18 protein-coding genes are annotated in these 22,611 nt (G+C 74.2%); 8 read left to right on the forward strand and 10 right to left on the reverse strand.

Translation table 11 applies throughout. The features are described 5' to 3' along the window. The first annotated feature begins 391 nt into the window (after positions 1 to 391). From ABL57_RS00740 to ABL57_RS00750, 3 genes are read left to right on the forward strand one after another with little or no spacing between them, the layout of a single operon-like run. A complete protein-coding gene (locus tag ABL57_RS00740) occupies positions 392 to 4,009 on the forward strand; it encodes a TM0106 family RecB-like putative nuclease (protein ID WP_047801544.1) in 3,618 nt (1,205 codons plus the stop codon). After that, the gene (locus tag ABL57_RS00745) at positions 4,006 to 4,677 is read left to right on the forward strand and encodes a hypothetical protein (protein WP_152683233.1); all 672 of its coding nucleotides are present in this window, start codon (positions 4,006 to 4,008) and stop codon (positions 4,675 to 4,677) included. The genes ABL57_RS00740 and ABL57_RS00745 overlap by 4 nt, the downstream gene beginning before the upstream one ends. 52 nt (positions 4,678 to 4,729) lie before the next feature. Further along, on the forward strand, positions 4,730 to 5,392 hold the full coding sequence (locus ABL57_RS00750) for a hypothetical protein (protein ID WP_047801546.1): 663 nt from the start codon (positions 4,730 to 4,732) through the stop codon (positions 5,390 to 5,392). Here the strand turns inward: ABL57_RS00750 and ABL57_RS00755 are convergent. Genes ABL57_RS00755 through ABL57_RS00770 form a run of 4 tightly spaced genes read right to left on the reverse strand, consistent with a single transcriptional unit; the run spans position 5,350 to position 9,008 of the window. Then, positions 5,350 to 6,330, reverse strand: a complete 981-nt coding sequence (locus tag ABL57_RS00755) for a glycine betaine ABC transporter substrate-binding protein (protein WP_047801547.1) — start codon at positions 6,328 to 6,330, stop codon at positions 5,350 to 5,352. The genes ABL57_RS00750 and ABL57_RS00755 overlap by 43 nt on opposite strands. After that, positions 6,327 to 7,139, reverse strand: a complete 813-nt coding sequence (locus ABL57_RS00760) for an ABC transporter permease (protein ID WP_082157140.1) — start codon at positions 7,137 to 7,139, stop codon at positions 6,327 to 6,329. Before ABL57_RS00760 ends, ABL57_RS00755 begins: the two co-directional genes overlap by 4 nt. Beyond that, entirely contained in the window at positions 7,136 to 8,374 is a 1,239-nt protein-coding gene (locus ABL57_RS00765) for an ABC transporter ATP-binding protein (RefSeq protein WP_047801548.1), read from the reverse strand. Before ABL57_RS00765 ends, ABL57_RS00760 begins: the two co-directional genes overlap by 4 nt. Then, complete coding sequence (locus ABL57_RS00770) at positions 8,367 to 9,008, reverse strand: ABC transporter permease (RefSeq protein WP_047801549.1); 642 nt, start codon at positions 9,006 to 9,008, stop codon at positions 8,367 to 8,369. The genes ABL57_RS00765 and ABL57_RS00770 overlap by 8 nt, the downstream gene beginning before the upstream one ends. Positions 9,009 to 9,153: 145 nt before the next feature. Between ABL57_RS00770 and ABL57_RS00775 the strand changes: the two genes are divergently transcribed. Beyond that, positions 9,154 to 10,578: an NAD(P)/FAD-dependent oxidoreductase gene (locus ABL57_RS00775; RefSeq protein ID WP_047801550.1), complete on the forward strand. Its 1,425-nt coding sequence runs from the start codon at positions 9,154 to 9,156 to the stop codon at positions 10,576 to 10,578. Between the two features lie 10 nt (positions 10,579 to 10,588). Here the strand turns inward: ABL57_RS00775 and ABL57_RS00780 are convergent, their stop codons facing one another. Further along, positions 10,589 to 11,587: an HAD family hydrolase gene (locus ABL57_RS00780; protein WP_047801551.1), complete on the reverse strand. Its 999-nt coding sequence runs from the start codon at positions 11,585 to 11,587 to the stop codon at positions 10,589 to 10,591. A 74-nt stretch (positions 11,588 to 11,661) separates the two neighbouring features. Next, positions 11,662 to 12,966, reverse strand: coding sequence for a serine--tRNA ligase (serS, locus tag ABL57_RS00785; RefSeq protein WP_047801552.1), 1,305 nt, complete (start codon positions 12,964 to 12,966; stop codon positions 11,662 to 11,664). Between the two features lie 163 nt (positions 12,967 to 13,129). Between serS and ABL57_RS00790 the strand changes: the two genes are divergently transcribed. Beyond that, positions 13,130 to 14,071, forward strand: a complete 942-nt coding sequence (locus ABL57_RS00790; protein WP_047801553.1) for a diacylglycerol kinase family protein — start codon at positions 13,130 to 13,132, stop codon at positions 14,069 to 14,071. Between the two features lie 73 nt (positions 14,072 to 14,144). Here the strand turns inward: ABL57_RS00790 and ABL57_RS00795 are convergent, their stop codons facing one another. The 4 genes from ABL57_RS00795 to ABL57_RS00810 all read right to left on the reverse strand — a co-directional run bounded on the left by ABL57_RS00795 (position 14,145) and on the right by ABL57_RS00810 (position 17,492). Continuing rightward, entirely contained in the window at positions 14,145 to 14,462 is a 318-nt protein-coding gene (locus ABL57_RS00795) for a hypothetical protein (RefSeq protein ID WP_047801554.1), read from the reverse strand. 143 nt (positions 14,463 to 14,605) lie between these two features. Beyond that, complete coding sequence (gene pheA / locus ABL57_RS00800) at positions 14,606 to 15,577, reverse strand: prephenate dehydratase (protein ID WP_203225528.1); 972 nt, start codon at positions 15,575 to 15,577, stop codon at positions 14,606 to 14,608. Next, positions 15,574 to 15,909 (reverse strand): rhodanese-like domain-containing protein, encoded by a 336-nt coding sequence (locus ABL57_RS00805; protein WP_047801556.1) that lies wholly within the window; start codon positions 15,907 to 15,909, stop codon positions 15,574 to 15,576. Before ABL57_RS00805 ends, pheA begins: the two co-directional genes overlap by 4 nt. Before the next feature lie 164 nt (positions 15,910 to 16,073). Beyond that, the gene (locus ABL57_RS00810; protein ID WP_047801557.1) at positions 16,074 to 17,492 is read right to left on the reverse strand and encodes an NAD-dependent succinate-semialdehyde dehydrogenase; all 1,419 of its coding nucleotides are present in this window, start codon (positions 17,490 to 17,492) and stop codon (positions 16,074 to 16,076) included. A gap of 206 nt (positions 17,493 to 17,698) precedes the next feature. On the opposite strand from ABL57_RS00810, the gene ABL57_RS00815 reads away from it, so the two are divergent. From ABL57_RS00815 to gabT, 3 genes are all read left to right on the forward strand, one after another. Beyond that, complete coding sequence (locus ABL57_RS00815) at positions 17,699 to 19,174, forward strand: APC family permease (protein WP_047801558.1); 1,476 nt, start codon at positions 17,699 to 17,701, stop codon at positions 19,172 to 19,174. A 340-nt stretch (positions 19,175 to 19,514) separates the two neighbouring features. Next, the gene (locus ABL57_RS00820; protein WP_047801559.1) at positions 19,515 to 21,053 is read left to right on the forward strand and encodes an NAD-dependent succinate-semialdehyde dehydrogenase; all 1,539 of its coding nucleotides are present in this window, start codon (positions 19,515 to 19,517) and stop codon (positions 21,051 to 21,053) included. A gap of 87 nt (positions 21,054 to 21,140) precedes the next feature. Beyond that, on the forward strand, positions 21,141 to 22,496 hold the full coding sequence (gene gabT, locus ABL57_RS00825) for a 4-aminobutyrate--2-oxoglutarate transaminase (protein ID WP_047801560.1): 1,356 nt from the start codon (positions 21,141 to 21,143) through the stop codon (positions 22,494 to 22,496). Positions 22,497 to 22,611: the final 115 nt, after the last annotated feature.

Below are 22,611 nucleotides of genomic sequence, written 5' to 3' on the forward strand. Positions count from 1 at the left end.
GGGGGCCGGGGACCACACCGGTCCCCGGCCCCCGCCGTGTCCCGACCCCTGTGGTAACTCCATGATTTTCGTTATATTGGGATCGGCCGGCTCAGCCGGCCCGACGGTCCGGGATGCATCCCCCCATGGCATCCGGGCCGCCGGCCGGGATCGAGGTCGCCGGTGAGCACCCGAGCGGTGCCCGGTGGCGGCGGGGTCCCCCCACCCGCGCCGCGATCCACCGATCTCTCCCGGCCCATCCCGGCGGACCGGCTCCGCCGCCGCCGGGAGTCGGCCGGCAGGTCCGAGGACCTGCCGGCCGATCCCGGTCCGCCCCGTCCTACGCCGTCCGGCGCCTGTGGTTCGATGGTCCCGGACCCGGGACGGCCCCGGTCCCGTCGGAAGGATGCGCATGTTCCTGCTGGGCCCCGAGGCGGACCTCGTCTTCTCCGCGAGCGACCTGGTGCGCGCGGCCGAGTGCCCGTTCGCGAGCCTGAGCGTCCTGGACGAGCTGCTCGGCCGGGCGCCGCGGCGCCCGGAGGAGCGCGACGCGATGCGCACCCGCACGGCCGCCCTGGGCGACGCCCACGAGCACCGGGTCCTCGCCGCCCACCGGACGGCGTTCGGCCCCTGGGACCCGGCCACGGGCCGCGGCGTCTACGAGGTCGAGCCGGTCCGCGGTGCGGACCGGGCCGGGCTGGCGGCCAAGCACGCGGAGTCCCTGGCCGCCCTCCGCGCCGGGGCGGACGTCGTCTTCCAGGCCTCCTTCTTCGACGGCGGCTTCCACGGCCGCGCCGACTTCCTCGTCCGCCGCCCGGACGGCGCCTACGCCGTCCACGACACCAAGCTCGCCCGGCACGCCAAGGTCACCGCCCTGCTCCAGCTCGCCGCCTACGCCGACCAGCTCGAGCGGGCGGGAGCACCCGTGGCGCCGGAGGTCACGCTGGTCCTGGGCGACCAGCGGGAGGCCGTCTTCCCCGTCGCCGAGCACCTGGCCGTCTACCAGGAGCGCCGGGAGCGCTTCGTGGCCGCCGCCGCCGCCCACCGGGCGCGCACCGGCCCCGTCCGGTGGCACGACGACCGTGTGGGCCGCTGCGGGCGCTGCGGGCACTGCGCGCGGGCCGTCGCCGAGCACCGGGACCTGCTGCTGACCGCCGGCATGTCCGTGCGGATGCGCCGCACGCTGCGGGAACGGCACGGGGTGCGCACCGTCGACGAGCTCGCCGGGCTCGAGGACCCGCGGCTGCCGGCCGCGGTCCGCCGGCTGCGGGACCAGGCCGCGATGCAGACGGGCCGCGGCGGCGAGGACGGGGCCGTCGAGTGGGTGAAGGACGGGCGGACCCACCGCACGGCCTACCGGGTCACCAGCACGGAGCCGCTGCGGCGGCTGCCCGCCCCGAACGCCGGGGACGTGTTCTTCGACTTCGAGGGCGACCCCCTGTGGCAGGACCCCGCGGACCCGGCGTCCTGGGGGCTCGAGTACCTCTTCGGGGTCGTGGAACAGCCCGCCGCCCCGGGCGCCGAGCCCGTCTTCCGGCCGTTCTGGGCCCACTCGCGGGACCAGGAGCGCACCGCGCTGCGGGAGTTCCTGGACTACGTGGCCGAGCGCCGGGAGCGCTTCCCCGGGATGCACGTCTACCACTACGCCGACTACGAGAAGGCGGCCCTGCGCCGGCTCTCCCTGGTCCACGCCGTGGGCGAGGACGCCGTGGACCGGCTGCTGCGCGAGAACGTCCTGGTGGACCTCTACGACACCGTGCGGGGAAGCCTGCGGCTGTCCGAGAACTCCTACTCCATCAAGAAGCTGGAGCCGCTGTACATGGGCCGGCACCTGCGCACCGGGGACGTGGTGGACGCCGGGGCGTCGGTGGTGGCCTACGCCGACTCCTGCGCCGCCCGGGACGCCGGACAGGCGGAGGAGGCGGACCGGATCCTGGCGGGGATCGCCGACTACAACGCCTACGACTGTCTCTCGACCCTGCGGCTGCGGGACTGGCTGCTCGGCCTGGCCGGGATCTCCGCCGATCCCGCGGGGCACCGGCCCGCCCCGGTCCCGGCCGAGCCCGCCGAGGAGCTGCCCGGGACCGTGATGACGGACGCGGAGCAGCGGCTGCGCGAGTTCCTGGACCGCCCGGGGGCCGCCGACGGGCTCGGGCCCCGGCAGCGCACCGCCGTGGCGATGGTCGCCTCCGCCACCGGCTACCACCGCCGTGAGCGCAAGCAGTACTGGTGGTCCCACTTCGACCGCCTGGAGGGCCCGGTCGAGGACTGGGAGGACACCCGCGACGTGTTCGTGGTGCAGCGGGCGGAGGTGCTCGAGGACTGGGCGAAGGACCCGGCCAAGCGCGCCGGCGCCGCGCCCACCCGCCTGCTGCGCCTCGCGGGCCGGTTCGGCGAGGGCTCCACGCTCCGGCCGGGGGCCACCGGGCTGTTCCTGGTCTACGGCCCGCCCGTTCCCGCCCACCTCGCCGAGGAGGCCGCCGGACGCGGCAGCGGCCGGGCCGGGGACTGGACCGCCGCGCTGGAGGAGCTCGACGAGCGCGAGGACGGCACGGCGATGCTCACCGTGCGGGAGCGGCTGCGCACGCCCCGCGGCGCCGCCGCCCCCGAGCCCTGGGCCGAGCTGCCCCTGGCGCTGACCCCGGAGCGGCCGATCGCCACCGCCTCCCTCGAGGAGTCGCTGCAGGCGCTGGCCGCCCGCACCGCCGACGCCCTGCCGGAACTGCCCGAGCTGCCGGGGCTGCGGCTGCTCCTGCGCGAGCCGCCGCGCCCGGCCGGCGGCGGGCCCCTGCCCGTCCCGGGACCCGGCGGCACGATCGACGCCGTGGTCCAGGCCCTGCGCGCGCTGGACCGCAGCTTCCTCGCCGTCCAGGGACCTCCGGGCAGCGGCAAGACGTTCCTCGGCTCCCACGTCATCGGCCGGCTGGTGGAGGGCGGGTGGCGGATCGGCGTGGTCGCCCAGTCCCACGCGGTCGTGGAGAACCTGCTGGGCGGGGTGATCGCGAAGGGCGGCGTGCCCGCCGAGCGCGTCGGCAAGAAGGCGCCGGCCGGGCGCCCCGCGTCCGGTCAGGGGCCCTGGCGGACGCTCGCGGGCCGGGACCTCGCCGCGTTCCTCGCCGAGGGCGGCGCCGTGGTCGGCGGCACGGCGTGGGACTTCTCCAACGCCGCGTACCTCGAGGACGAGGCCCTGGACCTGCTCGTGGTCGACGAGGCCGGGCAGTACTCGCTCGCCAACACCCTGGCCGTGTCCCGGGCCGCGCGCCGGCTGCTGCTGCTCGGGGACCCCCAGCAGCTGCCGCAGGTCTCGCAGGGCACCCATCCCCTGCCCGTCGACGAGTCGGCGCTCGGCTGGCTCTCCCACGGGTCCCCCACGCTGCCGGCGGAGTACGGCTACTTCCTGGACCACACCTGGCGGATGCACCCCGAGCTGTGCGAGCCGGTCTCCGAGCTCTCCTACGCCGGGCGGCTGGGCTCCGCACCGGCCGCGTCCCGGCGGGAGCTCAGCGGTGTGGCCCCGGGCCTGCGCACCTGCTACGTCGAGCACACCGGCAACCGCACGGCCTCCCCCGAGGAGGCCCGGCAGGTCGTGGCGCTGGCCCGGGAGTTCGTGGGCACCCCGTGGCGTGCCGGTCCGGACGCCGCGCCCGTGGCGCTGACCCCCGCGGACGTGCTCGTGGTGGCGGCCTACAACGCCCAGGTCGAGCTCGTGGCCCAGGAGCTGCGCGCGGCCGGGCTGCGGGACGAGGAGGGCGGAGGGGTCCGGGTGGGCACCGTCGACCGCTTCCAGGGGCAGGAGGCCCCCGTGGTCATCGTGTCCATGGCCGCCTCGTCCGCCGAGGGCCACCGGGGCATGGAGTTCCTGCTGTCCCCCCACCGGCTCAACGTGGCGGTCTCCCGCGGGCAGTGGTGCGCCGTGCTCGTGCGCTCCCCCGCCCTGACGGACTACCTGCCCGCCACCCCGGAGGGCCTGCAGCTGCTGGGCCGGTTCACCCGGCTGTGCCGCCGCGGAGCGGGCCCGGGGTCGCCGTGAGCGGCGAGCGCTCGGTGCGCGTGCCCTACGTCCTGCACTTCGAGAGCCGGACGGTGGTGCTCGGGGAGCCGGCCCATCTCGAGGAGCTCGACGCCCTGCTGCGGGGCGCGGGGGTGGCCACCCGCCCCACCTACTGGCACGGGATGCAGCGGGACGACCCGGGAGCGGCCCTGAACAGCGTGGGCACCGACCTCACCGCGGAGCACTTCTGGGACCGGGTCGACGCCGGGGCCTTCGCCGCCGCGCGCTGGCCCGTGGACCTGGACGGCCCGCTCTACCTGCCCGCCCCGCCGTGGTGGGTGCAGCGGGCCCGGGCGTGGGAGTACGACCCCGTGGCGCCGGCCCTGGGCGCGGCCGAACCCGGCGGCTGGCTGCGCGTGCCCGGCTGGGCCGGCACCGAGAACAACGACGCCGGGGGGCCGGTGGGGCTGCTGCAGCTCACCGACCCGGCGTCCTTCTGGGTGTTCGCCTCCGACGCCGACCTCACGGAGGTCGCCGCCACGGCCAAGGAGCTCACCCGGTTCCGGCAGGGCTTCGACCGGCTCACGGCCTACTTCGACCCCGACGACCGGATCGGCTGCCTGCGCCTGCCCCTGATCTGCCGGGAGCCGCTGGAGGACGAGCTGCTCGCCCGGGGCGTGGACATCGAGCCGCGGTTCTGGGAGTGAGCCCCGGCCGCGCCGCCGGGACCGGGCTCCCGCGGTGACCGATACTGGGAGCGTGTACGTCGTGAGCCTGGACCAGCGCCACCGCGAGGCGGGGGACCTCGCGCCGGCGCTGCTGCGCCGGCTCGGGGACCTCGGGACCGTGGTGCCCTTCCAGGGCGCCCGGGCGCACGCGGTGCAGGGCATCACCGCGGACCCGGCCGAGGCGGTGGCCGCGGCCCTGGCCGGGCTGCGCGGCGAGGCGTGGCGCGTGGGGATCGGAGTGGGCCCGGTCGGGCTCGAGACCGTCACCGGCTCCGACGGGCGGACGGGCCTGCGCGCCGACGGTCCCGGGACGGTGCAGGCCCACCACGCCGCCGCGGCGGCCGCCCGGACGGGGCGGGTCCCGGTGTGCGTGGCCGCGGAGGACGCCGCGGCCGCGGCCCGGGCCCAGTCCGTGCTGCGGCTGCTGGGGCGGATCGTGGCCCAGCGCACGGCGGCGGAGTGGCGCGTCGTGGACCTCCTCGTCCCCGGGGCGCGCGGCCAGCAGAAGGTCGTGGCCGGGGAGCTGGGCATCACCCCGCAGGCCGTCTCCAAGGCGGTGGCGCGCGCCCTGTGGCAGGAGGAGTGGGACGCCCGCCCCGCCGCGGCGCGGCTGCTCGAGCTGTGCGCACCGCCCGGAGCCGGCCCGGGGGCTCAGGCCTCGACGATGAACCCCTTGGAGAGCATCCACTCGTAGGCGACGTCGGCCGGGTCCCGTCCCTCGACGTCCACCTGCCGGTTGAGCTCCTGCATCACGTCGTCGGTCAGCGCCTGGGAGATCGGCTCCAGGACCTCTTCCAGGGCCGGGAACTCCTGCAGCAGCTCCGTGTTGAACACCGGGGCGGCGTTGTAGGCCGGGAAGAACTGCCGGTCGTCCTCGAGGACGGTCAGGTCCAGGGCGGGGATGCGGCCGTCGGTCGAGAACACCTCCCCGAAGTTGCACTCGCCGCTGTCCGTGGCCGAGTAGATCGCCCCGGTGTCGTAGATGCCGATGTTGTCCTCCGGCACCTCGCTGCCGCGGTCGAGGCCGTAGTGGGCGAGCAGCGGGGTCAGCCCGTCGCTGCGGGAGTTGAACTCCGCCTCGACGCAGAACGTGCGCTCGGCCACCGGCAGCTCCGCGATGTCCGAGACCGTCTCCAGCCCGTTGGCCTCGGCGTACTCCGTGCGCACGGCCATGGCGTAGGTGTTGTTGAGCGCGGCCGGGGCCCCCCAGGTCAGCCCGTTGCCCAGGTCCTCGTCGTGCACGGCCTGCCACTGCTCCTGCTGGTCCGGGATGCCCTGCTCGTGGCCGAGGTAGGTGAGCCACGCCGTGCCGGTGTACTCGAGGGTCAGGTCGGCGTCCCCGGACAGCATGAGCTCGCGCACCGGCTGGGAGCCGGGCACGTTGGTGAGGTCCTCGGTCTCGAAGCCTGCGGCCTCCACGGCCAGCACGGCGATCTTGCCGAGGATCAGCTGCTCGGTGAAGTTCTTGGACGTCACCTTCACCTCGGTCCCCTCGGCGCCCTCGACGGGCTGGATGGAGCCGGGCTCGGCGGCGGGCACGTAGGCGGTGGAGGGCTCCAGCCCGCAGCCGGCCAGCAGCAGCGCGGCGCCGGAGAGCAGCAGGGCGGCGCCCGCGGGGCGTGGGGTTCTCATCGCAGTCCCTTCGGGCGCGCGACGTGCTCCACGACGCGGCCGATCCAGTCGATGGTCAGCGCGAGCAGCGCCACGAGGATCGAGCCGGCGACGAGCACCCGCACGAGGTCGAGGTTGACGCCCGTGGTGATCAGCAGCCCCAGTCCACCGCCGTTGACGAAGGTGGCCAGGGTGGCGGTGCCGACCACCAGGATCAGCGCGGTCCGCACCCCGGCCAGCATGACCGGCACCGCCAGCGGCAGCTCGACGCGGAGCAGGACCGCGAGCGCGCTCATGCCCATGCCGCGACCGGCCTCCACGAGGCTGCGGTCGACGCCGTCGAGGCCGACCATGGTGTTCTTGAGCACGGGCAGGATCGCGTAGACGATCAGGGCGACCACGGAGGCCTGGAAGCCGAAGCCCAGCCAGAACGCGAACAGCACGATCAGCCCCACGGCCGGGGCGGCCTGGCCGATGTTCGCCACGGCGATCACCGGGCCGGTGAGGAAGCGCAGCGGCGCGCGGGTGAGGAGGATCCCCACCGGCACGGCCACCAGCAGCACCACCACGGTGGCCACCACGGTCAGCTGCAGGTGCTGCACCGTGAGGTCCCACAGCGCCCCGGGGCGCAGGGTCACCGCCTCGGTCTCCGTCAGCTCCGCGGTGGACAGCCACAGCGCCAGCAGGCCCAGCGCCGCGAGGATCGCCACGGGCTGCAGGAGCATCCCGCGCCAGGTCCGCCGGTCGACGTCGGCGGAGGCGTCCGGGGCCGCCGGGCCGTCCTGGGGCCCGGGGCCGGCCGCCGCGGGCCGTTCCGCCTGCGTGCTCATCGGTCCCCACCGCCGGGACCGGCCGGGCTCACGGCGGGCATCTCCCCCGTGTTGTGCCCCAGCGGCGCCTCCTCGGGGTCCACGGCGCGGCGGGCCTCCGTGATGGCGGCCATGACGGTCTCCACGTAGATGACGCCCTCGAAGCGGTCCCGGGGCCCGACCACGAGGGCCGCTCCGGTGCTCGAGACGAGCATCGTGTCCAGCGCGTCGTTGAGCGTGGCACCGGTGCCGACCAGCGGCAGCCGCTCGTTGCGGTCGCCGGGGACCGTGCTGAAGCGCTCCAGCTGGCGGCGGGCGGGCCAGGACAGCGGGCGGTCCCGGTCGTCGAGGACCACGACGTCCCGGGTGCCGGCCTGCTCGCCGCGGGCGAGCACCGCCTGCACGTCCTCGCCGGGCCGGGCGGTCACGGCGGGGACGAGGTCCACCTCCCGGACCCGGGTGAGGGTCAGCTGCTTGAGCCCGGCGCCCGTGCCGATGAAGTCCTCCACGAACTCGTCGGCGGGCTCGGCCAGGATCCGCTCGGGGGCGTCGTACTGGACCACCCGGGCGCCCTCGTCGAAGACCGCGATCCAGTCGCCCAGCTTCACGGCCTCGTCGAAGTCGTGGGTGACGCACACGATGGTCTTCTGCAGCTCGTGCTGGATGTTGATGAGCTCGTCCTGCAGGCGCTGCCGGGTGATGGGGTCCACGGCGCCGAAGGGCTCGTCCATGAGCAGCACCGGCGGGTCCGCGGCCAGCGCGCGCGCCACTCCCACGCGCTGCTGCTGCCCGCCCGAGAGCTCCCGGGGATAGCGGTCCCGGTACACGGCCGGGTCGAGGGAGACGAGCTCGAGCAGCTCGTCCACGCGGGCGGCGATGCGGGCCCGGTCCCAGCCGAGCATCTTCGGGACCATGCCGATGTTGGTGGCCACGCTCATGTGCGGGAAAAGCCCGCCGGCCTGGATGACGTAGCCGATGCCGCGGCGCAGCTCGTCGCCGTTCATCGAGGTGACGTCCTGGCCGTCGATCACGATCCGGCCCTCGGAGGGCTCGATGAGCCGGTTGATCATCTTCAGGGTGGTGGTCTTGCCGCACCCGGAGGGTCCCACGAGCATCACGGTGCTGCCCGCGGGGATCTCCAGGGTCAGCCCGTCCACGGCGGCCCTGGCCTGCCCGGGGTACCGCTTGGAGACGTTCTCCAGCAGGATGCGGGCTCCGGTGACGGAGGGGGCGGTGCGGGGGGCGGAGTCAGACACGGATACCTCGCGATGTGGTGAGTCGGCCGAGCAGCACGAGCAGCCCGTCCAGGATGAGGGCGACGACGACGACCGCCACGACGCCGGTGAGGACCGAGGCCAGGGAGTTGGCGCCGCCGAGCCGGGACAGGCCGGAGAAGATGAAGCCGCCCAGGCCCGGGCCGAGGACGTAGGCGGCGATGGCGGCCACGCCCATCACCATCTGGGCGGAGATCCGCATGCCGGCCTGGATGACCGGCCAGGCCATCGGCAGCTCGACCCGCAGGAACGTGGCGCCACGGCTCATGCCCAGACCGCGGGCGGCCTCGACGGTGGCCGGCGGGACACCGGCCAGGCCGACCACCGCGTTGCGCAGGACCGGCAGGACGGCGAAGAAGGTGACGACCACGACCGCGGGCAGCACCCCGAAGCCCAGCGGGGCGATGAGCAGGCCGATGAGGGCGAAGGAGGGGATGGTCAGACCCACGGCGGAGACGTTGTTGGCCACGGTGGTGAGCCGGGGCGAGCGGTAGCACAGGGCCGCCAGGGCCACCGCGAGGACCGTGGCCAGCACCAGGCACTGGACCACCAGGGAGAAGTGCTGCCAGCTGGCGAAGAGGATCTGCTCCCACCGGTCGGACACGTAATCGAGCACGGTACGCCTTTCGGCTTGTCGGCGATGACGTGGTCACCCGGTCTGCCGAAAACCCTATCACCAGGGCCTCCCCCGGGCGTGGCCCGGGTCACTCCCGGGGGCGGAGCCGGTTGTCCGGTGCCCCCGCCGTTGGCAGACTCGGGGGATGACACGGACCCCGGAGACGTACGACGTGGTGGTGATCGGCGGCGGGCCGGTCGGCGAGAACGCGGCCGGCCGCGTGGTGCGGGGCGGGCTGAGCGCCGCGCTCGTGGAGGCGCAGCTCGTGGGCGGGGAGTGCTCCTACTGGGCCTGCGTCCCCTCCAAGGCGCTGCTCCGCCCGGGCGCCGCGGTCGAGGCCGCCCGGGGGGTGGCCGGGGCCGCGCAGGCCGTCACCGGGCGCCCGGACGCGGCCGCGGCGCTGCGCCGCCGGGACGCCTTCGCCGCGCACTGGGACGACTCGGGCCAGGCCGAGTGGCTCGCCGGAGCCGGCGTGGAGCTGCTCCGGGGACGGGCGCGGCTGACCGGGCCGCGGCAGGTCGAGGTGACCGCCGGGGACGGGGGCGTGCGCCGGCTCGCGGCCCGCCACGCCGTGGTGCTGGCCACGGGCTCGCGCCCGGTCGTGCCTCCGGTGCCGGGGCTGGCGGACGCCCCGTTCTGGGGCACGCGGGAGGCCACCGCCGCCCGGGAGGTCCCCGGCTCCCTCGCGGTGCTCGGCGGCGGGGTGTCCGGCACGGAGCTGGCGCAGGCCTTCGCCCGGCTGGGCTCCCGGGTCACCGTGGTCGCCCGCAGCCGGCTGCTGGGCGCCTTCCCGCGGCCGGCCGCACGGCTGGTGGCCGACGCGCTGGAGGCCGAGGGGGTCACCGTCCTCGAGGGACGGGGCACGGACCGGGTCCGGCACGGCGAGGACGGCATCGAGCTCGTCCTCGACAACGGCCGGACGGTCTGCGCGGAGCGGCTGCTCGTGAGCACCGGGCGGCGCCCCGCCCTGGACGGCCTCGGGCTCGAGGAGCTCGGCCTGGACCCCGCGGAGCTGCAGGTGGACGCCTCCGGGCGGGTGGCCGGACCGCAGGAGCAGTGGCTGTACGCGGCGGGGGACGCCGCGGGCGGCCCGCTGCTGACCCACCAGGGCAAGTACGAGGCGCGCGCCGTGGGGGACGCCGTCGTGGCCCGCGCCGCCGGGCGGCTCGGGGACTCCGTTCCCGCGTGGTCGCCGTACGCGTCCACCGCCGACGCCTGCGCCGTGCCGCAGGTGGTGTTCACCGATCCCGCGGTGGCCTCCGTGGGCCGTTCCGCGGAGCAGGCCCGCGCGGACGGGCTGGAGGTGGACGTCGTGGAGCGCGACATCGACGTGGCGGGGGCCTCCCTGCACCGGGACGGCTACCGCGGCTGGGCCCGCCTCGTGGTGGACCGGCGCCGCCGCACGATCGTCGGAGCGTTCTTCGCGGGCCCGGACGTGGCGGAGCTGCTCCACGCGGCGACCGTGGCCGTGGCCTGCGAGGTTCCGGTGGAGCGGCTGTGGCACGCGGTGCCCGTCTTCCCCACGATCAGCGAGGTGTGGCTGCGCCTGCTCGAGGAGTACGGCCTGTGAGCCGCACGCCTCACAGCAGGGAGCGCAGGATCCGGGCGACGCCGTCCTCGTAGACGGTGTGGGTGACCTCGTGGCAGGCGGCGGCGACCTCGTCCGGGGCCTGGCCCATGGCGACGCCGCGGGCGGCCCAGTCGAGCATCTCGATGTCGTTGCGGCCGTCGCCGACCGCCACCGTGTGGGAGGGGTCCACGCCGAGCCGGCGGCGGACCTGCTCCAGGGCGCTGGCCTTGGAGACGCCGTTGGCGGCGATGTCCAGCCAGGCGCTCCAGCCCACCGAGTAGGTGACCCCGTGCAGGCCGGCCTCGTCGATGGCCAGGGCGAACTCCTCCGGGGTGTGCTCGGTGCTGTAGACGACCATGCGCACGGCCTGCATCTGGGCGAGCTGGTGCAGGTCCACGCCCACGGCCTCGATGCCGAAGGAGGCGTCCTGGAAGCGCTCCGTGGAGTAGAAGGACCCGTCCTCGGTCTCGAGGGCGAACTTCGCCGTGGGCAGGCGCTGCTCGAGGGCCTCGAGGGCCTGGCCGGGGTCGAAGGAGACGCACTCGAGCACGCGGTGGTAGTCGGGCAGCCCCGGGTCCAGCTCGAGGGTCATGCCGCCGTTGGAGCACACGGCGTAGCCGCGCTCCTGGCCGATGAGCTCGACCACGGGCAGGGTCGCCCCCTTGGAGCGGCCGGTCGAGATGACCACGTGGTGGCCGGCCCGGAGCACGGCGCGGGCCGCGTCGCGCACCGCCGGGGACATGTGCCCGTCGTGGTCCACGAGGGTGCCGTCGACGTCGAGGGCCACGAGGTAGCGGACCCCCGCCTCCTTCTTCCACCCGTTGGAGCGGGGCGGCTGGACCTTGAGCGGGACGCGGACGTCCGCGGCCGAGCGCGTGGGGGCGGTGGTGCCGCCGGTGTCGCCGAGGTCCTCCGAGTGTTCGACCTTCAGCGGGACGGTGGAGTTGATGCTGATCAGTTCGTGCTGGTCCTCGGTGCCAGCCGTCTTTTCTTTCGTCATGCGGGACATGGTGCCACATGACACCGACAGGGTGACCAGCATTTCGGTATGAGATGAATACGGGTCGAACGCGACCCGTCGGTTCAGCGCCGGACGGGGATGGTCTCCTGGCCGCGCAGGTAGGGGCGCAGCGCCTCCGGCACGCGCACGGACCCGTCCGCCTGCTGGTGCGTTTCCAGGATCGCGGCCAGCCAGCGGGTGGTCGCGAGCGTGCCGTTGAGGGTGGCCACCGTGCGGGTGCCGCCCTTGCGGGCCTTGCCGGCGTCGTCCGTGCTGCCGGGCAGCCGCTCGCGCACGTTGAGCCGCCGGGCCTGGTAGGTGGTGCAGTTGGAGGTCGAGGTCAGCTCGCGGTACCGGCCCTGGGTGGGCACCCACGCCTCGCAGTCGAACTTGCGCGCGGCCGAGGCGCCGAGGTCCCCGGCGGCGGTGTCGATCACCCGGTAGGCCAGCTCGCAGCGGGTGAGCATCTCCTCCTCCCAGCCGAGCATCCGCGCGTGCTCGGCCTCGGCGTCCTCCGGGGAGCAGTAGACGAACATCTCCAGCTTGTTGAACTGGTGGACGCGGATGATGCCGCGGGTGTCCTTGCCCCCGGAGCCGGCCTCGCGGCGGTAGCAGGAGGACCAGCCCGCGTAGCGCAGCGGCCCGTCGGCGAGGTCGAGGATCTCGTCCGCGTGGTACCCGGCGAGGGGCACCTCGGAGGTGCCCACCAGGTAGAGCTCGTCCTTGCCCACGTGGTAGATCTCGTCCGAGTGGGCGATGTCGAAGCCCGTGCCGCTCATGATCTCCGGGCGCACGAGGTTGGGCGTGGTCATGGGGACGAAGCCGTTGTCCAGGGCCAGGTCCTGGCCCATGAGCAGCAGGGCGGTCTCGAGCCGGGCGACGTCGCGCTTGAGGAAGTAGAACCGTGCCCCGGAGACCTTGGCGCCGCGCTCCATGTCGATGCCGTCCACCAGCTCGCCGATCTCAAGGTGGTCGCGGGGCTCGAGGCCCTCGGCGGCGAAGTCCCGCGGCTGCCCCACGGTGCGCAGCACGACGTAGTCGTCCTCACCGCCGGTGGGGACGCCGTCGAGGATCAGGTTCTCGACCACGGAGACCAGCTCGTCCTGCCGGGCGCGGGCCGCCTCGGAGGCCGCCTGCGCCTCCTTGACCCGGGCGGCCAGCTCCTTGACCTCGGCCAGCAGCGCCTGCTTCTCCTCGCCCCGGGCGCGGGCCACCTGCTTGCCGAACGCGTTCTGCTCGGCCCGCAGGTTCTCGTACTCGGTGATCAGGTTGCGGCGCGCGACGTCCGCCTCCAGGATCCGGTCGATCAGGGACGAGTCCGCCCCGCGGGCGCGCTGCGAGGCGCGGAAGACGTCGGGGTGCTCACGGAGCTGGTTGATGTCGATCACCCTGACAGGGTACCGAAGACCCGTGCTCGGGCCGGGCGGGGCCGGCGGGTTAGGCTGGAGGACCGCCGCCATCCGCCCGGCGCCCCGGAACGGGCGCGCCGCGCCGTGCGGTCACCGCACGATGCCGCCCACCCCCAGCACCGCCGAACCGAGGAGTCCTCGCGTGACCGCCACTCCAGTGGGCCCGAAACGGGTCGCCGTCGTCATCAACCCGATCAAGGCCGACGCGGACCTCGCCCGCGACGCCATCATCATCGGCTGCCGCAAGGGCGGGCTGCCGGACCCCGTCTTCTTCGAGACGGAGGAGGACGACCCCGGGTTCTCCATGACCCGCCGGGCGCTGGAGCAGGGCTTCGACCTCGTCCTCGCCGCCGGCGGCGACGGCACCGTGCGGGCCGTCGCGGAGACCCTCGTCGACGGGGACGTCCCGATGGGCCTGCTGCCGCTGGGCACGGGCAACCTCCTGGCCCGCAACCTCGGCGCCGACCTCGGCGACCCGCACCGCAACGTGGACATCGCGCTCTTCGGCGCGGAGCGGGCCATCGACATGGCGACCTTCCGGGTGGAGCTGGCCGACGGAACGGTGCAGGACCACGCCTTCTGCGTGATGGGCGGGGCCGGCTTCGACGCGCAGATCATGACGGACACCAAGGACGAGCTCAAGAAGCTGGTCGGCTGGGCCGCCTACGGGGAGGCCGGGGTCCGGCACCTGTTCGCCCCGCCGCGGTGGGCCCGGTTCCGGATCGACGACGGCGAGTGGCAGAGCCGCCGGGTGCGCTCCGTGATGGCCGCCAACTGCGGGATCCTCACGGCGGGGATGATCCTGGTGCCCCAGGCGAAGATCAACGACGGCGTGCTGGACCTCGTCGTGATGTCCCCGCGCAGCACCCTGGAGTGGGCGCTGATGGCCGCGAAGGTCGTGTTCCGGCAGCGGCGGGACCTGCCCGTGATCGAGTTCTTCGCCGGGAAGAAGGTGCGCGTGGAGTTCCACGAGCCCATCGAGTCCCAGGTGGACGGGGACGGCACGGGACGGATCACCGGCTTCGAGTCCGAGATCCTGCCGGGCGTGCTCTCGGTGCGCGTGCCCCCCTCCCAGGCCGACTGACGCGCGGGCCCGCCGGCCCGGCCGGGCGGCCGGCCCGCGCGGCCTGCGGGCCGGTCCAGTCGACCGGGCCGGTTCAGTCGACCGGGTCGGGGCGGCGGCTGAGACCCGCCACGAACGCGCCCATCAGGGCGACCACCGCCCCGCCCACCGCGAGCAGCGGGCCGCGCCCCTGGTCCGGGAACGAGGACACCGGCTCGGGGATGACCCGGGCGGCCGGCACGAGGTCCTCCACCGTCCGCGGGTCGTCGGCGGCTGGGGCCGGAGCGGGCTCGGTGCGGACCACCCCGGAGGTCTCCGGGGTCGCGGCGGCGGCCGGGGGCGCGGCGAGCACGCAGGCCAGCACGGCGGGCGCGGCGGCGAGAGCGAGACGGCGGGCGGCGGGAGCAGGCATGGTGGCACCTCCGGTCGGGCTCGGCACCGACCCGGGGGGTCGATCGACACCGGCTGAAGATCGCGGGAACGGACGTGCCCGCACCACCCATGGTGCATGTATTCGCAATAGCTAACAAGCGGCGGGCGGCGCGGGACGTTCCGTTACGCGGGACCCGCTCCCGCCGCCCCGGGCCCGTGGGCCCCGCGGCCCTGCAGCGCGGCGACCCACGCGGCGGCCTCGCGGAAGGCGCCGTCGGAGTGGTGCCGCGCCACGGTGGCGAGCTTGTGGTCGGCGCGCGGGTAGGAGCCGAGGAACCGGGTGCTCGGGCAGACCCGGCGCAGGCCCATGAGGGCGTCGGCCACGCGGGCGTCGTGCAGGTGCCCGTCCACGTCGACGCTGAAGAAGTACTCCCCCAGGAAGTTGCCCGTGGGACGGGACTCGATCCGGGAGAGGTTCACCCCGCGGGTGGCGAACTGCTCGAGGATCTCCATCAGTGCCCCGGCCCGGTCCTCCCACAGCGGGATGACCAGCGTGGTGCGGTCCGCGCCGGTGCGCGGCGGCAGGGGCGCGTCCGGGCGGGCCACGAGCACGAAGCGCGTCACCGCGGCCCGGTTGTCCCCGATGTCCTCGGCGAGCACCTCGAGCTCGGGGTGCTGCTCGACGACCACGGGAGAGCACACCGCGGCCTCGAAGCCGGGCTCCGCCGCCGCACCGGGCAGCAGCGACAGGGCCGCCGCGGCCGTGGAGGACGCCGGGACGTAGTCGGCGCCGGGCAGGTGCCCGTCCATCCAGCCGCGCACCTGCGCCCAGGCGTGGGAGTGCGTGGACACGGTGCGGACGTCGGCGAGGGTCGTGCCCGGCGCGGCCACGAGGACGAAGCTGACGGGCACGAGCGCCTCACGCACGATGCGCAGCTCGCTGCCGGTGGCCACGGCGTCGAGCGTGGCGGTCACCCCGCCCTCCACGGAGTTCTCGATGGGGACCATCGCGGCGTCGACCTCGCCGGCGCGGACGGCCGCGAGCGCGACGGGCACGGAGGACACCGGGCGGCGCTCGGCCTCCCGCGCGCCCTCCACGCCGAGCAGGGCGGCCTCCGTGAAGGTGCCGGCGGGGCCCAGGTAGGCGTATCTCAACGGACGGTCGGCGTCTGGCCCGTCTCGGACACCATGGGCTTCTCGGCGTCCATCCACGCCCCCATGCCGCCCAGGACGTTGACCGGGTCGAAGCCGTACTGCTGGAGGTAGGCCGTGGCCCTCAGGGAGCGGCCGCCGGAGCGGCAGATCACGTAGACGTCCTCGTCCGCGGGCACCTCGCCGTAGCGCTCGGGGAGCTGGCCCAGCGGGATGTGCTGGGCGCCGGCGATGTGCCCGGCCTCCCACTCGGTGTCCTCGCGCACGTCCAGGATGCGCGCGTCCTCGGGGATCTCCTCCACCGAGGCGCTGGGCAGGTTGTCCAGGTTGTCCATCGTGCGGGTCCTCTCGTTGCGGGTGGGTCTGCGCTGACCAGCCTAGTCCGCGGCCGCTGCGGCCGCGGTCCGGAACGGTGCGCCGGCCACGGCCGCAGGACGGCCTCCTGCGGCACGGCGAGAGCCGCCGTGCCGCAGGGGACCCGGCGCCGAGGGGCGCCCGCTCAGGGGGAGACGATCTCCTCGTCCTGCAGCGGGAGCTTCTCCTCCCGCCGGGGCGCGTGGATGAGCTTCCTGTTGGCGAACTCCTCGATGCCGAAGCGGCCGAGCTCCCGGCCCACGCCGGAGCGCTTGATGCCGCCGAAGGGCAGGTCCGGGGCGGTGCCGGTGACCTCGTTGACGAAGACCATGCCGGACTCGATCCGGGACGCGACCTCCCGGGCCGCGTCCACGTCCGCGGCGAACACCGACCCGCCCAGGCCGAAGGGCGAGGAGTTGGCCAGCTCGACGGCCTCGTCCGCGTCCCGGACCCGGTGCACCACGGCGACGGGCCCGAAGATCTCCTCCTCGTAGGCGCGCATCTGCGGGGTGACGTCCGTCAGGACCGTGGCCTCCATCCAGGCCCCCGGACGGTCGACCGGGGTGCCGCCGGCGCGGACGGTGGCACCCTTCTCGACGGCGTCCTGCAGCTGCGCGGCCACGCCGTCGCGGGCCGCGACCGAGGACAGGGGGCCCAGCAGGGTCTTCCGGTCGGTCGGGTCCCCCGGCTCGACCGCGTCCATGGCCTGCGCGAACGCGTCGACGAACCGGTCGTAGGCCTCCTCGACCACGATGAAGCGCTTGGCGGCGGTGCACGCCTGCCCGGTGTTGCCGAGCCGGCCCAGCACGGCGTGCTTGACCGTGTTCTCGAGGTCCTCGGCGTCGAGCACGACGAACGGGTCGGACCCGCCCAGCTCGAGCACGACCTTCTTGAGGTGGCGGCCGGCGAGCTCGGCGACGGCCGACCCGGCGCGCTCGGAGCCCGTGAGGGACACGCCCTGGACGGTCCGGGCGGGGATGACGATCTCGGCGATCTGCTCGTTCGTGGCGAAGACGTTGCGGTAGACGTCCTCGGGGAACCCGGCCTCGCGGAAGAGCTGCTCCTGGACCAGGGCGGCCTGCGGCACGCTGGGCGCGTGCTTGAGGACGACGGTGTTGCCGAGCATCAGGTTCGGGGCCGCCAGCCGGGCGACCTGGTAGTACGGGTAGTTCCACGGCATGATGCCGAGGATCGAGCCGGTGGGCTCCAGCACCACCTCGGCGTCCCCGCCCGTGGAGGGCTCGAGCTTCTCCCCGGCCATGAACCGCTCGGCGTTCTCGGCGTAGAACTCGTAGATGCTCGCCACGAGGAGCACCTCGCCCACGGCCTGGCGGGCGGGCTTGCCCATCTCCTCGGTGAGCAGGGCGGCGAGCTCGCGCTTGCGCTCGCGGTAGAGCTCCGCCAGCGCGCGCATGCGCGCGGCGCGCTCCGGCACGGGCGTGCTGCGCCAGCTGCCGAAGGCCCGGTGCGAGCGCTCGACCACCTCCCGGACCTCGGCGTCGGTGGCGGTCGGGAACTCCCGGACGGTCTGCCCGGTGGCGGGATTCACTGTTGCGTAGGTCATGCCCCCGAGCCTATGCGCGGGCTCCCCCCGGCCGCACGGGACCGCGTCCCTGTTCGCCGCGGGCGTCCCCGGGGTCCGGACTTTCAGGTGGCTCACAGAAACGAAACAATGGCTGTGTACGTTGTCCCCCGGCCGCCGGACCTCCGCACGGCCCCTCCCCACCGGACACCCCACCCCGGCGTCCTCGACACGAAGGAATCACGGCCATGAGCAGCAACGAACCCCGGGGCGCGACACCGCTCGCCCCGGACCGCGAGGACCACGGCTTCAAGAAGGTCCTGGGCCGCCTCGACGCGATCGGCCTCGGCTTCGGCGCGATGATCGGCTTCGGCTGGGTCATCCTCACCGGGGACTGGCTGGTGGAGGCCGGAACCATGGGCGCCGTGCTCGCCCTCGTGACCGGCGGGCTGATCATGGCCGTGGTCGGCCTGGTCTACGGCGAGCTCGTGGCGGCCATGCCGTACGCGGGCGGTGAGCACAACTACCTGCTGCGCGGCATGGGCGCCCGGTGGGCCTTCATCGGCTCCTGGGCCATCACCGGCGGCTACATCACCATCGTGGCCTTCGAGGCCGTGGCCGTGCCCCGCACGGTGCAGTACATCTTCCCCGGCCTGAGCCAGATCCCGCTGTGGACCGTCGCCGGCTTCGAGGTGAACCTGACCTGGGCCCTGGTCGGGGCGCTGACCGCCGTCCTGATCACCGCGATCAACATCCGGGGCGTCAAGCACGCGTCCACGGTGCAGATCTTCGTGATCCTGTTCCTGCTGATCGTGGGTCTGATGATGCTCTTCGGGGCGTTCACCCGCGGCTCGGTCGCCACCATGGAGCCCTTCTTCACGAGCGGCACCGCCGGCTTCTTCCTCGTGCTCGTCACCGTCCCGTTCCTGTTCGTCGGCTTCGACGTCATCCCGCAGGTCTCCGAGGAGATGCACCTGCCGGCCAAGCAGCTGGGCGGGACCATCATCGTCTCCGTCCTGCTCGCCGCGGCGTGGTACGTCATGGTCGTGGTCACCACGTCCTCGGCGATGTCCGGCGCGGACATCGCCGGCGCGGACATCGCCGTGGCCGACGCCATGGGCGCCATGTTCGGCAGCACCGCCGTCGCCAACCTGCTCATCGCGGGCGGTCTGGCGGGCATCCTCACCTCCTGGAACTCTTTGCTCATGGGCGCGTCCCGCCTGCTGTGGGCGCTCGGCAACTCCCGGATGGTGCCGCGGTGGTTCGGCCGGCTGCACCCCAGGTACGGCACCCCGGCCAACGCCCTGCTGTTCGTGGGCGCCATCTCCTTCGTGGCGCCGTTCTTCGGCGCGGAGATGCTGGGCTGGCTGGTGGACTCCGGCTCCCCGTCGATCGTGATCGCCTATGCCCTGGTCTCGGTGGTCTTCGTGATCCTGCGCCGGCGCGAGCCGGACATGGACCGTCCCTTCAGGATCGGGGGCCGCAGCCACGGCGGCACGGCCATCGGCGTGCTCTCGGTCGTCCTGTGCGTCGGCCTCATCAGCCTGTACCTGCCCGGCATGCCCGCGTTCCTGAGCGCGCCCGCCTGGACGATCTTCGGGCTGTGGTGGCTGCTCGGTCTGGTGTTCCTGCTGCGCATCCCCACCGGGATCCACCCCGGGGTCGACGCCGAGCACCGCCTCGTCGCCGAGGTCGACCGCCGGCGCCCGAGTGCCGGGGCCTGATCCGGCACAGCATCCCGGGGCGGCTCGGACGAGGCACCCCGGGATGCTGTGCACTGTGCCCATCGGGGCACAGAAAGTTCAGCACTCCGCCTTTCGGGCGGAGAGCTAGTCTGAGCTCGTCGAGGGGCCACGGGGCCTCCCCGGCAGCCCCCGGCGACCGGCCCGGCACCCGGTGCGGCGTTCCGGGGGGACACCGGGGCCCGTCACGGTCGCCCGGGGACTCGTACCATGGACGAGCGGGCCCAGTGCTGTCGCCCGCCCGTCCGACCACCCCGTTGACGCACCGAGCAGGCACCGGCCCCGGTGCCCGGGGCGTGCGTCGAGATAGAGAGGCTGATTCATGAGCATCACGGACCAGACGGCCACGGCCGCTCCCATCCAGGACCGCATCTCCGCGCTGCTGGCCAAGACCCCCACCGGGCTGCTGATCGACGGCCAGTGGCGGGAGGCCTCCGACGGGGGCACCTTCGAGGTGGAGAACCCCGCCACCGGCGAGGTGCTCGCCACCATGGCCTCGGCCACCCGCGAGGACGCCGCCGCCGCCATGGACGCCGCCGCGGCCGCCCAGGAGTCCTGGGCCCGCACCCCCGCCCGGGTCCGCTCGGAGATCCTGCGCCGGGCCTTCGACCTCGTCCAGGAGCGCGCGGAGGACCTGGCGCTGCTGATGACCCTGGAGATGGGCAAGCCCGTCGCCGAGGCCATGGGCGAGGTGAAGTACGGGGGTGAGTTCCTGCGCTGGTTCTCCGAGGAGGCCGTGCGCGACTACGGCCGCTACGTCCAGGCACCCGAGGGCACCCTGCGGATGCTGGTGACCCGCAAGCCGGTGGGCCCGTGCCTGCTGATCACCCCGTGGAACTTCCCGCTGGCCATGGCCACCCGCAAGGTCGCCCCGGCCGTGGCCGCCGGCTGCACCATGGTGCTCAAGCCGGCCCGGCTGACCCCGATGACCTCCCAGTACTTCGCGCAGATCATGATCGACGCCGGGATCCCGGCCGGGGTGCTCAACGTGGTCTCCTCCAAGTCCGCCTCGGACGTCTCCGAGCCGATCATGGCCGACCCGCGCCTGCGCAAGGTCTCCTTCACCGGCTCCACCCCGGTGGGCAAGCAGCTGATGAAGGCCGCCACCGACAACGTGCTGCGCACCTCCATGGAGCTCGGCGGCAACGGCCCGCTGATCGTCTTCGAGGACGCCGACATCGACAAGGCCGTGACCGGGGCGATGGCCGCGAAGATGCGCAACATGGGCGAGGCCTGCACCGCCGCCAACCGGCTGCTCGTGCACGAGGACGTCGCCGAGGAGTTCATCGCCAAGCTGGCCGAGAAGATGGCCGCGCTCACCGTCGGCAACGGCGTGGACGAGGGCGTGAGCGTCGGCCCGCTCGTGGAGGCCAAGGCCAGGGACTCCGTGGAGGAGTTCGTCGCCGATGCCGTCGAGCGCGGGGCGAAGGTCGTGGTCGGGGGCTCCCGCGTGGAGGGGCCCGGCTACTTCTTCCAGCCCACCCTGCTGCGCGACGTGCCCAAGGACGCGAGGGCGGTGTGCGAGGAGATCTTCGGCCCCGTCGCCCCGGTGGTGACCTTCGCCGACGAGGACGAGGCGGTGGAGCTGGCCAACGCCACCGAGTACGGGCTGGCCTCCTACGTGTTCACCGAGAACATCTCCCGCGGCCTGCGCATCGGCGACCGCATCGAGTTCGGCCTGATGGGTCTCAACGTCGGGGTGATCTCCAACGCCGCGGCCCCCTTCGGCGGGGTCAAGCAGTCCGGCCTGGGCCGGGAGGGCGGGGCCGAGGGCATCGCCGAGTACACCACCACCCAGTACATCGGCGTGGAGAACCCCTGGGCCGACGTCCCCAACCCCGGCACCGGCACCCCCGCCTGACCTCCGTCCCCGGACGGTCCGCCCCACCCCGGTGCGGTCGCCGCGCTCCCGCGGCGACCGCACCCCGTTCCCGAAAGGACGTCTCCCATGACCGAGACCCTGCCCGACATCCAGTACCGGCTGGAGCAGGTCCGCCGCATCGAGGGCACCCTGCCCGGCCCCCGCTCCGGGGACCTGTCCGCCCGCCGGCAGGAGGCCGTCGCCTCCGGCGTCGCCTCCAGCGTGCCCGCCTACGCGGCGGACGTGGACGGCGGGATCGTGCTCGACGTCGACGGCAACCAGCTCGTCGACCTCGGCTCCGGCATCGCCGTGACCACCGTGGGCGCCTCCGCCCCCGCCGTGGTCGCCCGGGTCAAGGAGGCCGTGGAGCACTTCACGCACACCTGCTTCATGGTCACCCCCTACGAGGGCTACGTGGCCGTCGCGGAGAAGCTCGCCGAGCTCACCCCGGGCGACTTCCCCAAGAAGGCCGCGCTCTTCAACTCCGGTTCCGAGGCCGTCGAGAACGCCGTGAAGATCGCCCGGGTGCACACCGGCCGCCAGGCGGTCGTCGTCTTCGACCACGCCTACCACGGCCGCACCAACATGACCCTCGCGATGACCGCCAAGGTCATGCCCTACAAGCAGGGCTTCGGCCCGTTCGCCGGCGAGGTCTACCGCGTGCCGGTCTCCTACCCCTTCCGCGACCCGGAGGGCATGACGGGCGCCGAGGCCGCCCGCCGCGCTCTGCTCCAGGTGGAGAAGCAGGTGGGCGCGGGCAACGTGGCCGCCGTCGTGATCGAGCCCATCCAGGGTGAGGGCGGCTTCATCGTGCCCGCCGAGGGGTTCCTGCCGGCGCTGTCCCAGTGGTGCACCGACAACGGCGCCGTGTTCGTCGTCGACGAGGTCCAGGCCGGCGTGGCCCGCACGGGCAAGTGGTTCGCGGTGGACCACGAAGACGTGGTGCCCGACCTGATCACCGTGGCCAAGGGCGTGGCCGGCGGCATGCCGCTGTCCGGCGTCGTCGGCCGCGCCGAGATCATGGACTCCGTGCACGCCGGCGGCCTCGGCGGCACCTACGGCGGCAACCCCGTGGCCTGCGCCGCCGCCCTGGGGGCGCTGGAGACCATCGAGGAGTGGGACCTCATCGCCCGTGCCCGCCGGATCGAGGAGATCATCCGCGAGGAGCTCACCCCGGTGGCCGAGGAGACCGGCATCGTCGGGGAGATCCGCGGCCGCGGCGGCATGATGGCGCTCGAGTTCGTGCTGCCCGGCGGCAAGGAGCCGGACGCGGACGCCGCCAAGGCCATCGCCGCGGAGTGCCTGGCGCAGGGCGTCATCATCCTGACCTGCGGAACCTTCGGCAACATCGTGCGCCTGCTGCCCCCGCTGGTCATCGGCGAGGACCTGCTGCGCGACGGCCTGCGCGTGTTCGCCGACGCCATCCGCCACGCGGCGCAGTAGTCCCCGCCGCGCACCGCCACGAGGGGCCGTCGCCGGTCGGCACCGGATGCGGTCAGCCGGAGCAGCGCTCCTGCAGGGCCCGGGCCTCCCGGGCGACGCTGAGCATGGACCGTTC

The sequence above is a fragment of the Kocuria sp. SM24M-10 genome (genome assembly GCF_001027955.1).
Lineage (GTDB): Bacteria > Actinomycetota > Actinomycetes > Actinomycetales > Micrococcaceae > Kocuria > Kocuria oceani.